Here is a 12640-nt window from a genome sequence, read left to right as displayed (position 1 = left end):
ACAATTGGTGAAGGTTAAAGTGGTGACCTGATTAGTTTCTTTGTTCAGAACTGTTCTAGCGAGCGGTGTCAGTTTGAGTTATTTTAAATGTGCTATCTTCATAGAGGATATCGCTAGAAGCAGATTGTGAATTTGATTGAACTTGAGTGTCATCTGAAGTTTCAGCATGGGCTATTGCATTCGGTAGAGCAGGTGCTATTAAGCCAAAACTAAAGCAATAGATAAAGCTTTTGGAAGGAATTTTCCCTTTTTCATTATTATCACTACCCCTGTTTTCTAAGTTTTTCCCGCGAAATAAAAATTCGGCAATTTCATCGTAATCTTTTTCAGGCGCTCAAATTCGTCTTTGTCACTGAAATGAAGCTTGTTTTGGTACGTTTTAAGCAGTTCGTTTCTCCGGTCTAAATCACGTTTTAAGATGCGGATTTGCGCTTACTTTTCCCTCTTTAAATCCCGGTGTATAGGCTTGAAAAGGATTCATACGTTTCAAGCCGTTTTCCTCTATGAGAATACGGATTTCGGTGTTGTGCATGCTTTCGTACAAGTCGTTGATGGCGTTGAATTCGGCCTGCATATCGAGCAATTGGGTTTGTTGCTGCCGCAACTGCGCTTCCTGTTTTTCCGTTTCCTGTAGGGCAGCCCGGATATTTTCAACCGTAGGTTCAGCGCCAATGAGGTTCTGCGCAGTCTTTAGGGAAACCCATTCTTCTCAGGTGTTGAAAGGCTGTTTAACCGATACTGCTGAACAATCCGGTGCTGTAAGGCTTCCTTCTCTTCCCGATACTTTTGAAGGTCAATGACAACGGCATTATAGGCCTTCAGTTCGGCATTAATGGTGCCCCGTGAACTTCCCTTGCCTTTCGATTCCATTTCATGGGCAACATGTCCAAGATGGACGGTCGGCAGGATCTCAAGCCCCCTGTCTTTATGGGAAAGGTGGGTAATCCGGTCTTTTGTGCCGGCTTTTTCAAGCGCCCGGTTGGCATGTTCGGACCATTGCTCACGCCACTGTTCAAGCAATTCTTTTTTATCCCAGTCCCGGTTTTTCCCCTCAAAACCTTTTTCGGAGATCTCCCTTGTCGTCAACAATACATGAGCATGAGGATCGTTTTCATCATCCCGGTGAATGGCAATATTCGCAATCATCCCCCGGTCAACGAATTGTTCCTGGACAAAGTTTGTCAGGAGTTTACGCTGTTGGCCATGATTCAGTTCTTTTGGCAAAGCCACGTTGAATTCCCTTGCCAACCGGGAGTTTTTGCGGTTTTCCGATTCTTCGACTTTATTCCAAAGCTACTGGCGGTCATAGACCCATTTTGGAGCGTTGGAAGGGGCTAAAATCATGGTTTCCGGTTTGACGTTTCGTTTGTAGAATTTCGTTTCTCCTATCTGCTCATCTTTCAGACGTTCCCCTGAACGGTAGGCCGCAGAAGCAACAACGGACTACCTTTTCCTCGTGAAATCACCTGAACCGAAAAATGACATGAATCCGCAAAAAATGCCATAAAAAAGAAACCGGACCAGCCGGTTCCCATTTATATAATTATTTCTGAGGAGGTATTATTAAAATATGTTTTCGGACCGTTTTGGCATGGACAAAAGCCACTGGCCCACAAAAATAGGCAGTTATGCGAGATTTTCTTTTATATAAGCCAGCGCTTCTTCAGCATGGCCGTTTACCCTCACTTTCCTCCATTCTTTTACAATCTCCCCGTTTTTGTCTATGATAAAAGTGGATCGTTCAATGCCCATATATTCTTTCCCGAACGTCTTTTTCTTCTTCCAGACGCCGTACTTCTCCGCCACTTTATGGTCTTCGTCCGAAAGCAGATAAAACGGGAGCCCGTGCTTTTCCGTAAATTTTTGGTGTCTCTCAACAGGATCCGGACTGATCCCGATAATCACCGCATCCAGATCGGAAAAATCTTTATAATGGTCGCGGAAATCGCACGCTTCTGTTGTACAACCTGGCGTCATATCTTTCGGGTAAAAATAGAGCACAACATGTTTTTTACCGCGGAAATCCGATAACGTAATTAGTTTCCCGTTTGTTTCAGGCAGTGTAAAATCCGGTGCCATTTACCCATCATCCTTTTTCTAACTTTTTCTTTTAGCCTACCTGCTTTTGGGGGAAATTGCAAATGATTACTTTTTCTCCGAATCGAGAACCGATTTTACGACAAAAGCTGCGGGAATTGTATAGCCGATGAGCGCTTCAATCACGATAAGGATGCGGGCTGCTCCGATCGGAACAATATCCCCGTAGCCGACGGAAAACAACGTAACCGCGCTCAAATACATATAATCCATTAAAGTGCGGAAATCATGTCCTTCCAATTGCCTGCCGTGATTCAGTGCAATGCGGAAGCCCATTATATCAAGAATCAAATACAACAAGCCAAAGCCGATCACAATATTGCTGTATGTGAACGCTAGAAAAAGAAAGTTGTCGAAAGAAAGCTGTTTGGTGCGCCAGGACGACGGATAAAACAAGGTGCGCAAACTCATTGCGATGCAAAGGACAACCAGTACGCCGAGAAAATAGAACATGCCTGATACCCCAGCTTTTCATCGTTTATCCCTACATTGTACGCCCTTCCCTTTCCCAATATGACATCCCCCTCTGGACGGTAAGAAATTGGAAGGCTACAATGGATATGGTGCAAATTGGCAATGCCAATGAGGAGGGAATCTAAATGGATTTTACAAATTCCGAAAAACTATATAAAGAAGCACTGCAGCATATCGTAGGAGGCGTCAACAGCCCGTCCCGCTCGTACAAAGCGGTAGGCGGCGGCGCACCGGTCGCGATGGAAAGAGGTAAAGGCGCTTATTTTTGGGATGTGGACGGCAACCGCTATATCGATTATTTGGCGGCATACGGCCCGATCATTACCGGTTTTGCCCATCCGCATATCAGCGCTGCGATCAAAAAAGCTGCCGATAACGGCGTTTTATTCGGCACACCAACCCCGTATGAAGTAAAATTTGCAAAAATGCTAAAAGAGGCAATCCCGTCATTGGACAAAGTCCGTTTTGTCAACTCTGGAACGGAAGCAGTGATGACCACGATCCGCGTGGCGCGCGCATATACCGGACGCGATAAAATTATTAAGTTTGAAGGGTGCTACCACGGGCATTCTGATTTGGTGCTCGTTGCCGCCGGTTCAGGCCCTTCGCAGCTCGGTATGCCGGATTCGGCGGGGGTCACTCGGGCGATCGCAAACGAAGTGATTACCGTGCCGTACAATGATGTTGAACCGTTTAAGCAGGCGCTTGAAAAATGGGGCGATGAAGTGGCAGCCGTACTTGTCGAACCGATTGTCGGCAATTTTGGGATTGTCCCGCCGAAGCCTGGATTTTTGGAAGCGATCAACGAACTGGCGCACAAGGCCGGCGCGCTCGTTATTTATGATGAAGTCATTACGGCTTTCCGGTTCATGTACGGCGGCGCGCAAAACCTGCTGGGCGTGACGCCGGATTTAACGGCGATGGGCAAAATCATTGGCGGTGGACTCCCGATTGGCGCATACGGAGGACGAAAAGACATCATGGAAGAAGTTGCACCACTCGGCCCGGCGTACCAGGCGGGAACAATGGCCGGAAACCCGGCTTCGATGCTGGCCGGAATTGCCTGCCTTGAAGTGCTGCAAGAGGAAGGCGTATATGAAAAATTGGACCGCCTCGGCGCAATGCTTGAAAAAGGCATAATGGAAGCGGCCAAAAAGCACGGTGTTACGATTACGATTAACCGCTTGGTCGGCGCGTTCACCGTTTACTTTACGGATGAAAAAGTTGAGAACTACAAACAAGCTGAAGCATCGGACGGCGAGATGTTCGCGAAATTCTTTAAATTGATGCTTAACCGGGGCATCAATCTTGCTCCTTCGAAATACGAAGCATGGTTCCTGACGACCGAACATACAGAAGAAGATGCCCAGGAAACAATTAAAGCCGTAGACTACGCTTTTTCGCAGCTGGGCAAATAATTTATAAAAAACCTTGGCAACCAATATGCCAAGGTTTTTTATATGGGTTAGAAATGGAGTTACACAACAGCCTTCCCATTATCTGTGAATTCTTTCACTACTATCCTGCCGGCAAACATGTTATAATTCAGTTCATAGTAAAATCAAGTTCGGGGGGAGGGGAGAATACAATGCGTATCCATTATATTCAGCACGTCCCTTATGAAGGCTCCGGGACCATTCTTGACTGGGCTAAAGAAAACGGGCATGTGCTTTCACACTTTTCTGTATGAAAACGAACCATTCCCTGCACAAGAAGATTTTGACATGTGTGTCATTATGGGCGAATATATGAATATTTATGAGGAAGAAGCTTTCCCATGGCTAAATGCTAAATGCAGAAAAAACTTTTATCCACGAAACGATCCGCTCGGGGAAAAAGTGCTGGGGATCTGCCTCGGGGCACAGCTTATTGCGGACTGCCTAGGCGAAGTAGTCCGTAAAAATAAATATAGAAACGGAAATCGGCTGGTTTCCCGTCCGTTTTACTGAAGAATCACTCCACCATCCTTATTTTAAAACATTTCAGGCATCACCTGATGTTTTGCACTGGCACGGGGATACATTTACGATTCCGGACGGGGCGGTCGTCTTGGCAAGTTCCGAAGCATGCAAAAACCAGGCCTTTTTATATGGCACGAATATCGTAGCGTTTCAGTTTCATCCGGAAGTAACAGAGAAAATTTTCCAAAATTTCCTTATCCATGCAAAAGAGGATCTTCAATTGACAGGCACTTATATACAAAATGAAGAAACAATGCATGCGAAAATGCCGGATCTGTCCGAAATCCGGCGCCAATTCACCGCTTTTCTCAATGCATTCAGCTTATCCCGCTGACACCTGCCCGGCAGTGCGGTTCAATTGCCGTTCCTGTGCCATCTTTTTGCACCATAAAGTCCCCTCTTTTAGAATAAAAGCAGGAACATTCCTGTTTAAACCGCATTTTTACAGGATCAAGAAATAAATCGCCAGGCAATACTTTTTTTAGAAAGGAAATTTTCGTTATGAGGGTTGGAGCCCGCATCATCAAAACAGGAATTGCAATTACCATTGCCCTGTTTTTGGCACAATTGCTAAAAATGCCATCACCGGTTTTTGCCGGGATTGCTGCCACTTTCGCTATCAAACCCACCATTTACCGGTCTTACCGGTCCATCATAGAACAAATACAAGGCAATATTATCGGCGCCGTACTGGCCGTTATTTTCGTCATGGCCTTTGGCAACCATTTTTTGATTGTCGGTCTCGGGTCGGTGCTCATCATTATTTTAATGCTGAAACTGAAGCTCGATGATACAGTCGGGCTTGCACTTGTTACGATGATCGTCATTATGGAAGCACCGAACAACAATTTCCTGCAGGCGGCCGGGGTCCGGTTTGCCACTTTGTTTATCGGGATTTTCAGCTCATTTTTGGTGAATTTAATTTTTCTGCCGCCTAAATACGAAGCAAGGCTGTATGTACGGCTCACCCATGCGACAGAAGAACTGCTGAAATTTATCCGGATCACATCCCGGCAGGAAGCGGATTACCATTTGTTAAAAGAAGAGCTGCCCACCATCAAAGAACGCGTCTATAAAGTGGAGCAGCTTTACACGTTGTTCAAAGAGGAAAAAAGCTACGGGAAAAACAGCAAAATTGAGCGGCAGCGGAAAGTGGTTTTATATAAAGAAATGGTCTCAATCTTAAACTTGAGCTACACCATTTTAAAAAGGCTGTACCAATACAAGTCGGATATTGCCCATTTGCCGGAAACGTTCCAGATGATGATCCGGGAACAGCTAGAATATCTTGTGAATGAACACGAAAAACTGCTGCTCATGTTCCTCGGAAAAGTAAAGGCGCATGCGCAAAAGCAAAATACGGGCGATAAACAGCGGAATGTATTGATGGATCTTTTCCTGCAAAAATTAAAAGACAAGACGTTCCGCGCCGATCTCCAGTCATACCATATCATGAACCTGCTTGCGCTGTTGGTCGACTACCAGGAACAACTCGAACATTTGGAAGCATTGATTGAAGTCTACCAAAAATACCATAAAGATAAAACAGAATTAAACATCAATGAATTGGAAGACCAGTAATCATCTGGGTCGGCTTTGCAATATTGCAAGCCGGCCCTAATCTTTCCGGAAAAAAGTTTGAATCCGGCTCTTTGAAGTTTTCAGCCGGCCGACAGCTTCACTGTAATGCTTGCTGACATAGGCAAAATATAAAACATCAATCGTAAACAACTGCGCAGCCAGTGAGGTTGTTGCGGCGCTTCTGAGCATGACTGCCTCCCCGCCATGGTGGAAAACCGCGAAATCAACCATTTCCGTAAGCGTGCTATCCTGCTTTTGCGTGATGGCAACCGTTCGAAGTCCTCTCTGCTTTGCTATTTTCATTAACTTCACCGTTTCAATCGTTTCTCCCGAATTGGAGACCGCAATAAACAAGCTATTCTGATCCGCATTGGCCAACGAAGAGGCAAGCAGGTGATGGTCCTGCATATGGACTACGGCTTTGCCGATCCTTGAAAATTTTTGCGTAAAATCTTCGGCCGCGACATGTGAAGCGCCCAGGCCGTAGACGTAAATGACGGGACAGGCATCGAGCATTCCGGCCACTTGATCCACGGCTTCCGCATCCAGCTTGTTGGCGGTTTGCGAAATTGACTGGTTAAACCTGATGGCCAGTTTTTCAGCAATTAACGGCACATCTTCATTTGGGGAAATATCGGTGTAAATTTTTCCGTTTTCCCCCGAAACATCTGCATACAACTTGATTTTCAGCTGAGCAAATCCCTGCAAACCGATTGATTTGCAAAACCGCACAACCGTTGCCGGGCTTATCCCTGCTTTTTTCGCCAAGCTTCCCGTATTCTCATCCACAATTTCTTCTGCATGGCTGAGTATATACTCCCCCAGTCTCCTTTCCATTTTTGAAAGCTCTTCTAATTTCGATTTGATCTTTAAAATGATACTTTCTTCCAAGGCCGTCACTCACTTATTTTGTATTTGCTTCCTCCATCGCTTCTTTTGGAACACCGAAGAAATAGGTCACAACAAAACCGCCAATATACCCAGAGACGAGCCCCGCAACATATCCGAGCCAGTGCCCATTTGCGATTAAAGGGATTAAATCAATGCCGCTTGTGCCGACCGCGATGGCCCCGATATTGCCGATTTCGGCGATCACCGCACCGCCAATGCCCCCGCCGATGCACGCCGTAATAAACGGGCGCCCTAAAGGAAGGGTCACGCCGTAAATCAAAGGTTCGCCGATGCCCATGATGCCGACCGGCAAGGCGCCTTTGATCAGCCGTACCAATTTTTTGTTTTTTCTGCATCTCACCCATAACGCCAGCGCCGCACCGACCTGCCCCGCGCCGGCCATTGCTAGGATCGGCAGCAGCGGCGTCACGCCTGTTTTATTGATCATTTCAATATGGATCGGGGTTAAAATCTGGTGAAGGCCGAACATGACCATCGGCAGAAAAAAGAGGCCCAATATGAATCCTGAAAACACGCCGCCGGCATCAAGCAGCCAGTTTACCGAACCGACAAGGGCGCTAGAAACAACACCCGCGGCAGGCATCACGATAAAAATCGTAAAAAGCCCGACAACCAATAGTGCAATCGTAGGTGTTACAATGATATCCACCGCATTTGGGACAATCTTGTGCAGCCATTTTTCAACAAAAGACAAAATCCATACTGCAAATATGACACCGATAATGCCGCCCCGCCCGACCGCAAGCGCATCTCCGTTGAAAATATTCGAAAGCGGCGCATTCGGGTACATCCCTGTTAACAAAATGGCCGCACCAATGATGCCCCCAAGTCCTGGTGTGGCGCCAAATTCATTCGCGCTATTAATGCCGACGTAAATGGCCAAATAAGTATAAAGCCCGTTTTTAATAACGTTTAAGGTTGTAATAAACGGTGCCCAGTTATGCCCGAGGTCGCCTGCAGTCATCATGTTAGAAAAAATCGCTGCAATCCCGGCAATCATCCCCGCGCCGACAAATGCCGGAATCAGCGGAACGAAGATGTTTGAAATCGATTTCAAAACTCTTTTAAAAGTAGTGTTGTCGTTGCGCTTCGCTTTTTCCTTCGCTTTCACCTCGGCGGCTTTTGCTTCTGCCAATTCACGGTTTGTCAGGCCGGATTCATTTTTATCCGGGTGTTTTGGAAATCTTTCTCCCAATTTCACTCCTGCCTGCGCCACCATGATGCCCGCCACTTTGTTCACAATGCCGGGCCCTAAAACGACTTGCAGCGATTCATCTTCCACCACGCCCAAAACGCCGTCAACTGCTTTCAATCCTTCCATGTTGATTTTGCTGTAATCTTTAATGGTAATTCGGACCCTCGTCATACAGTGGATGATTTTATCAACGTTTCCTATACCACCGACATTTTCGTAGATTTTATCCGCCAAACGTTGTTCCTTTGTTTCCGCCATTTTTCTCCCCCCTGAGATTACAAGATTTTCCGGACGAAACCGTTTGCGGCCTCTAATCTCCGACATGCTTCTTCTTTTGAGAGGCCGGTTAACAGCATCACGATGGCTACTTTTGCATTTCCACCCGATTCGCGTAAAAACTGTTCAGCCGTTTCATAACTGCAGCCCGCCGCCTGCATGATGATATTTTTTGCGCGTTCTACCAGCTTTTCATTTGTCGGTTTGACATCCACCATCAAATTTTTATAAACCTTGCCGATTCCGACCATTGTTGCGGTGGAAATCATGTTTAACACGAGTTTTTGCGCCGTGCCCGATTTTAAACGCGTTGATCCGGTTAACACCTCAGGCCCAACATCCACCTCTATCGCGATATCGGCGTGCCTGCTGATTTTTGCCCCTTTATTGCAGGCAAGGCTTGCGGTGAGCGCACCTGTCCGTTTCGCATAATCCAACGCACCGATCACATACGGGGTTCTGCCGCTTGCCGCAATGCCAAGCACCGTATCGTTTTCGGATAAACGGATTCTTTTCAAATCTGCTTTCCCAAGCTCCGGGGAATCTTCCGCACCTTCAACAGCCGACGTCATGGCTGCCTCGCCCCCTGCAATCACCCCCTGTACCATGGAAGGATCCGCGCTAAAAGTTGGCACACATTCGACCGCATCCAGAACCCCTAACCGCCCGCTCGTTCCCGCACCGATATAAATCAGGCGTCCGCCAAGTTGAAAAGACCGGACGGCTGCTTTTACCACTTTTTCAATTTGCCCCAGCTCTTTTCCAACGACCAAAGGCACTGTTTGGTCTTCACTATTCATTAAACGCAAAATATCAATGGAAGGCAGTATGTCCAAATCCATAGAGCGTTTGTTGCGCTGTTCCGTAGTGAGTTTTTGCAGCTCCATTATTTTCCTCCCTCACTCGCTGTAATCTCAAACTTTGTTCCTGATTGTATAAAGGGTAGGAGCGGCAAATCGCGCGCTGCAATCCGGCCGATTACATTGACTTTCGGGTCGGGAGGCAGGGCGCGCCTTACAATTTGCAGTTCCCCTTTATATCTTTTGTAAAGTTGATTATCCAATGTAATGCTGCCGGCAGTGCGCAGCCCGTTATTTTCGGGCGGAATATCCGCATCTTTATTTTCTCTCCGGGAATAGATGCTCCGGATGACATCCCTTGCCGGATCGATCCGGTTTTGATGTTTTTTAAAAATATACGGTTGCCATTTTTCTTCTTTCGCGGCAGCATGCAGGAGAATCGTTTCGCATCGGATCCATTGTCTGAATTGGCTGCAGGATTCAACCGTTAAGCCAGGATCACCGATGTATACATGATCCACAGCGTAATGTTGCAAAAGCGACAATGAAGCAGCGAGCGGATTTTCATGCCTGTGCATTTCCAAAGTAGGAAGGGTTTCGTACAAAGGATGGCGCAGCTCGCCGTCCCCAGGGGCAAAGGCGGCTACGGAAAGCCCTTTGCTTTTCAGCCACTTGTTTTTTTCGCCAAACCATTTTTCATCAAGGCCGGTTTCGAGGCGTGGATAATAATTGTGCCAGGCTTCCATCCGACTGAAATTGGCACCGTACTTTTCCAAATTTTCATAATCACTTTCAGTAAGAGTGTCCGCATTTACTCCGACTATAATGAAGTTTGAAAGTGCGGCGATATCTTTTAAATCAATTCCGTCATCCACGCGGAGCCCTGTGATCCCGCTTTCCTTGATTTGTTTGGGGCGGTGGATGGAGAGGCCTACTGCTTCAAGCGCATTTCCCGAAATATCGGCCATGAGCCTGAGACCCCTGCTTCTTGCGGCATTCACAAGCTGTTTCAACCTTCCACCGTATTGCAATACATCGTCTTCCGGAAGATGCAGGGATGTAAAAATGCCTTTAAACCCGATATCTGCCATTTCCGCTATATAGGCTTCTTTCGCATCAGACCAGTCTTCATTTAAATAAATTGAAAACCCAAACAAGTATTCACCCCCTTTTTAATTTCATTATATTCTGATTTGAAATAAAATTACAATATTATTCAAAAATTATAATCAAAAAAGAAATAGCGTTTCACTTTTAACAAAGGTTATTATTGATGATCGCGCAATCCGCTACACCCCTGCGCCACGAGCCTCCTCACTCAATACCTCAGCACGAGAGCTCGCTTATCCTTCAGGAGTATAAGAAATTAGCGATCATCAACAATAAAATTTAACAGAGCCTAAACAAAAACAGAGGGCATATATGCGCCCTCCGCTTTTCTATTGCCCAGCTCCGGCTCCTATCGGTTAGTGAACTTCTGGCCCCCCTCTTTTTGCGTAAACCAACATCGGCTCATTTCCTCGCCGTGTTTCCTTTATCTCAGTTCGAGAACGTGAGGCTCATACGCCGATAATCAGTCGCCTCCGCTTTCTCTAGTCGTCCAATTGCTGGATTTGGAATAAGTTGTAGTACAGCCCTTGTTTTTCCATAAGCTGTTCGTGTGTGCCCATTTCTTTGATCTCGCCGTCTTCAATTAGAATAATGCGGTCTGCATGGGTAATGGTCGACAGCCTGTGGGCCACAATCAAAGTCGTCCGGTTTCGCGCCAGTTTCTCGATCGCTTCCTGTATGAGATGCTCGCTTTCCAGGTCAAGTGCAGATGTTGCCTCATCAAGGATCAGAATCGGCGGATTTTTCAAAAACACGCGCGCAATCGCAATCCGCTGCTTCTGCCCGCCGGACAATTTAACGCCCCGCTCGCCGACAGTCGTATCATACCCGTCAGCCAAATTCATAATAAAGTCATGGGCTTTGGCCGCAATGGCCGCCTGCACCACTTCCTCATCCGTTGCGTGCGGATTGCCGAGTAAAATATTCGACTTCACCGACTCGCTGAACAAAATATTATCCTGCAGCACCACCCCGATCTTATCGCGGAGACTTCTTACTTTAAACTCGCGGATATCCCGGCCGTCCAAATAAATGGCACCCTTCGTGACATCATAAAACCGGGGAATAAGGCTCACGAGCGAAGATTTCCCCCCGCCGCTCATGCCGACAAGCGCAACCGTTTCCCCTGCTTTAATATGAAGATTGATATTCTTCAACACCGGCTCCTGCTTATCTGCATATTTGAATTCCACACCTTCAAACCGGATATCGCCATGCACATTCCGGCATTCTACCGCATCCGGCCGGTCATCGATGTCGTATTTTTCATCGAGCAATTCAAACACGCGGTCCATTGACGCAAACGCCTGCGTAAGCGTTGTGCCCGAGTTGACGAGCCTCCTCAGCGGACTGTATAAATTATCGATATAGGCGATAAAAGCGGCAAGCGTCCCTACCGTGAGGTTGCCTTTAATGACGAGGTAGCCTGACACAAAAATAATTAACAGCGGTGCAATATCGGTAATCGTATTGACAACGGCAAACGATTTCGCAGTCCAGCTTGTATGGGTGAGTGCTTTTTTCAGAAAATTTTGATTATGTCTGTCAAATTGTTTTTGCTCATGATCCTCTATCGCAAAGCTTTTAATGACGGCCATGCCCTGCACCCGCTCATGCAAATATCCTTGCACCTCGGCCAGCGCCTGCGAACGTCTCCTCGTTAAAAACCGCAAATTTCCGAAAAAATATTTGACCGAAAAAATATAAAACGGAAAAACAACTAGCGAAATAAGCGTCAGCCGGGCATCCATCATAAACATCATCACAATCGCAATAAGAACCGTTGTCATATCCAGCCATACGTTCATCAGGCCTGTAATGACAAAATCCTTCGTCTGTTCGACATCATTAATCACCCGGGAAATGACTTCCCCGCCGCGCGTATTTGCATAAAATTTAAAACTTAATTTTTGCAGATGCGTAAAAAAGCGGTCACGGATATCGTACAAAATTTTGCTTGCAGTCCACTGCGCAAAATATTGCCGGTAATATTCGATTGGAGGCCGGATGATGACAAAAATGCCGAGCATCATTGCCATGATCCAGACGAGCTTATGAAGTTTCTCCTCAGCCGTTAAACTGTGGCTGCCGATAATATCATCGATCACATATTTAATCAAGAGCGGAATCAAAAGCGGAATCGCAAACTTGATGATACCGATAATAATGGTTGCAATAATCTGTATCCAGTAAGGCTTTACAAACTTCATATATCTTTTTACACTATCCACGCA

12 protein-coding genes and 1 pseudogene are annotated in these 12640 nt (G+C 46.4%); 4 read left to right on the top strand and 9 right to left on the bottom strand.

Annotation, left to right across the window (positions count from 1 at the left end):
- Positions 1–406 precede the first annotated feature (406 nt).
- The 4 genes and pseudogenes from BpJC4_RS16135 to BpJC4_RS08250 form a co-directional block, all read right to left on the bottom strand.
- A complete protein-coding gene (locus tag BpJC4_RS16135; RefSeq protein WP_151679596.1) occupies positions 407–604 on the bottom strand; it encodes a hypothetical protein in 198 nt (65 codons plus the stop codon).
- A gap of 86 nt (positions 605–690) precedes the next feature.
- Positions 691–1431: pseudogene (gene mobQ / locus BpJC4_RS08265) on the bottom strand (MobQ family relaxase); the annotation flags it as partial.
- 195 nt (positions 1432–1626) lie between these two features.
- Complete coding sequence (gene bcp / locus BpJC4_RS08255; RefSeq protein ID WP_151697765.1) at positions 1627–2079, bottom strand: thioredoxin-dependent thiol peroxidase; 453 nt, start codon at positions 2077–2079, stop codon at positions 1627–1629.
- A 66-nt stretch (positions 2080–2145) separates the two neighbouring features.
- Entirely contained in the window at positions 2146–2550 is a 405-nt protein-coding gene (locus tag BpJC4_RS08250) for a potassium channel family protein (protein ID WP_151679599.1), read from the bottom strand.
- 146 nt (positions 2551–2696) lie between these two features.
- Here BpJC4_RS08250 and BpJC4_RS08245 point away from each other — a divergent pair, with 146 nt between their 5' ends.
- From BpJC4_RS08245 to BpJC4_RS08230, 4 genes are all read left to right on the top strand, one after another.
- Positions 2697–3989 carry a glutamate-1-semialdehyde 2,1-aminomutase gene (locus BpJC4_RS08245; protein WP_151679600.1) on the top strand — a complete coding sequence of 431 codons (1293 nt, stop codon included), beginning with the start codon at positions 2697–2699 and terminating at the stop codon, positions 3987–3989.
- Between the two features lie 306 nt (positions 3990–4295).
- Entirely contained in the window at positions 4296–4520 is a 225-nt protein-coding gene (locus BpJC4_RS08240; protein WP_151679601.1) for a glutamine amidotransferase-related protein, read from the top strand.
- The gene (locus BpJC4_RS08235; RefSeq protein ID WP_151679602.1) at positions 4474–4866 is read left to right on the top strand and encodes a type 1 glutamine amidotransferase; all 393 of its coding nucleotides are present in this window, start codon (positions 4474–4476) and stop codon (positions 4864–4866) included. The genes BpJC4_RS08240 and BpJC4_RS08235 overlap by 47 nt, the downstream gene beginning before the upstream one ends.
- 167 nt (positions 4867–5033) lie before the next feature.
- Entirely contained in the window at positions 5034–6113 is a 1080-nt protein-coding gene (locus BpJC4_RS08230; RefSeq protein WP_151679603.1) for an FUSC family protein, read from the top strand.
- A gap of 36 nt (positions 6114–6149) precedes the next feature.
- On the opposite strand, the gene BpJC4_RS08225 is transcribed toward BpJC4_RS08230, so the two are convergent.
- The 5 genes from BpJC4_RS08225 to BpJC4_RS08205 all read right to left on the bottom strand — a co-directional run bounded on the left by BpJC4_RS08225 (position 6150) and on the right by BpJC4_RS08205 (position 12637).
- Positions 6150–7013 carry a MurR/RpiR family transcriptional regulator gene (locus BpJC4_RS08225; RefSeq protein ID WP_253724305.1) on the bottom strand — a complete coding sequence of 288 codons (864 nt, stop codon included), beginning with the start codon at positions 7011–7013 and terminating at the stop codon, positions 6150–6152.
- A 4-nt stretch (positions 7014–7017) separates the two neighbouring features.
- The gene (locus tag BpJC4_RS08220; RefSeq protein WP_151679605.1) at positions 7018–8478 is read right to left on the bottom strand and encodes a PTS transporter subunit EIIC; all 1461 of its coding nucleotides are present in this window, start codon (positions 8476–8478) and stop codon (positions 7018–7020) included.
- Positions 8479–8495: 17 nt separating this feature from the next.
- The gene (murQ, locus tag BpJC4_RS08215; protein ID WP_151679606.1) at positions 8496–9383 is read right to left on the bottom strand and encodes an N-acetylmuramic acid 6-phosphate etherase; all 888 of its coding nucleotides are present in this window, start codon (positions 9381–9383) and stop codon (positions 8496–8498) included.
- Positions 9383–10453, bottom strand: coding sequence for a DUF871 domain-containing protein (locus BpJC4_RS08210; protein WP_151679607.1), 1071 nt, complete (start codon positions 10451–10453; stop codon positions 9383–9385). The genes murQ and BpJC4_RS08210 overlap by 1 nt, the downstream gene beginning before the upstream one ends.
- 435 nt (positions 10454–10888) lie before the next feature.
- On the bottom strand, positions 10889–12637 hold the full coding sequence (locus BpJC4_RS08205) for an ABC transporter ATP-binding protein (protein ID WP_151679608.1): 1749 nt from the start codon (positions 12635–12637) through the stop codon (positions 10889–10891).
- Between the last annotated feature and the right edge of the window lie 3 nt (positions 12638–12640).

It is taken from the genome of Weizmannia acidilactici (assembly GCF_008974185.1).
GTDB classification, from domain to species: domain Bacteria; phylum Bacillota; class Bacilli; order Bacillales; family Bacillaceae_C; genus Weizmannia; species Weizmannia acidilactici.
This window is presented reverse-complemented; position numbering and strand designations above follow the sequence as displayed.

Bases quoted from the DNA above. Each gene is read 5' to 3' on its own strand.
- bcp (WP_151697765.1), bottom strand. From the start codon at position 2,079: ATGGCACCGGATTTTACACTGCCTGAAACAAACGGGAAACTAATTACG.
- BpJC4_RS08250 (WP_151679599.1), bottom strand. From the start codon at position 2,550: ATGTTCTATTTTCTCGGCGTACTGGTTGTCCTTTGCATCGCAATGAGT.
- BpJC4_RS08245 (WP_151679600.1), top strand. From the start codon at position 2,697: ATGGATTTTACAAATTCCGAAAAACTATATAAAGAAGCACTGCAGCAT.
- BpJC4_RS08240 (WP_151679601.1), top strand. From the start codon at position 4,296: ATGTGTGTCATTATGGGCGAATATATGAATATTTATGAGGAAGAAGCT.
- BpJC4_RS08230 (WP_151679603.1), top strand. From the start codon at position 5,034: ATGAGGGTTGGAGCCCGCATCATCAAAACAGGAATTGCAATTACCATT.
- BpJC4_RS08220 (WP_151679605.1), bottom strand. From the start codon at position 8,478: ATGGCGGAAACAAAGGAACAACGTTTGGCGGATAAAATCTACGAAAAT.
- murQ (WP_151679606.1), bottom strand. From the start codon at position 9,383: ATGGAGCTGCAAAAACTCACTACGGAACAGCGCAACAAACGCTCTATG.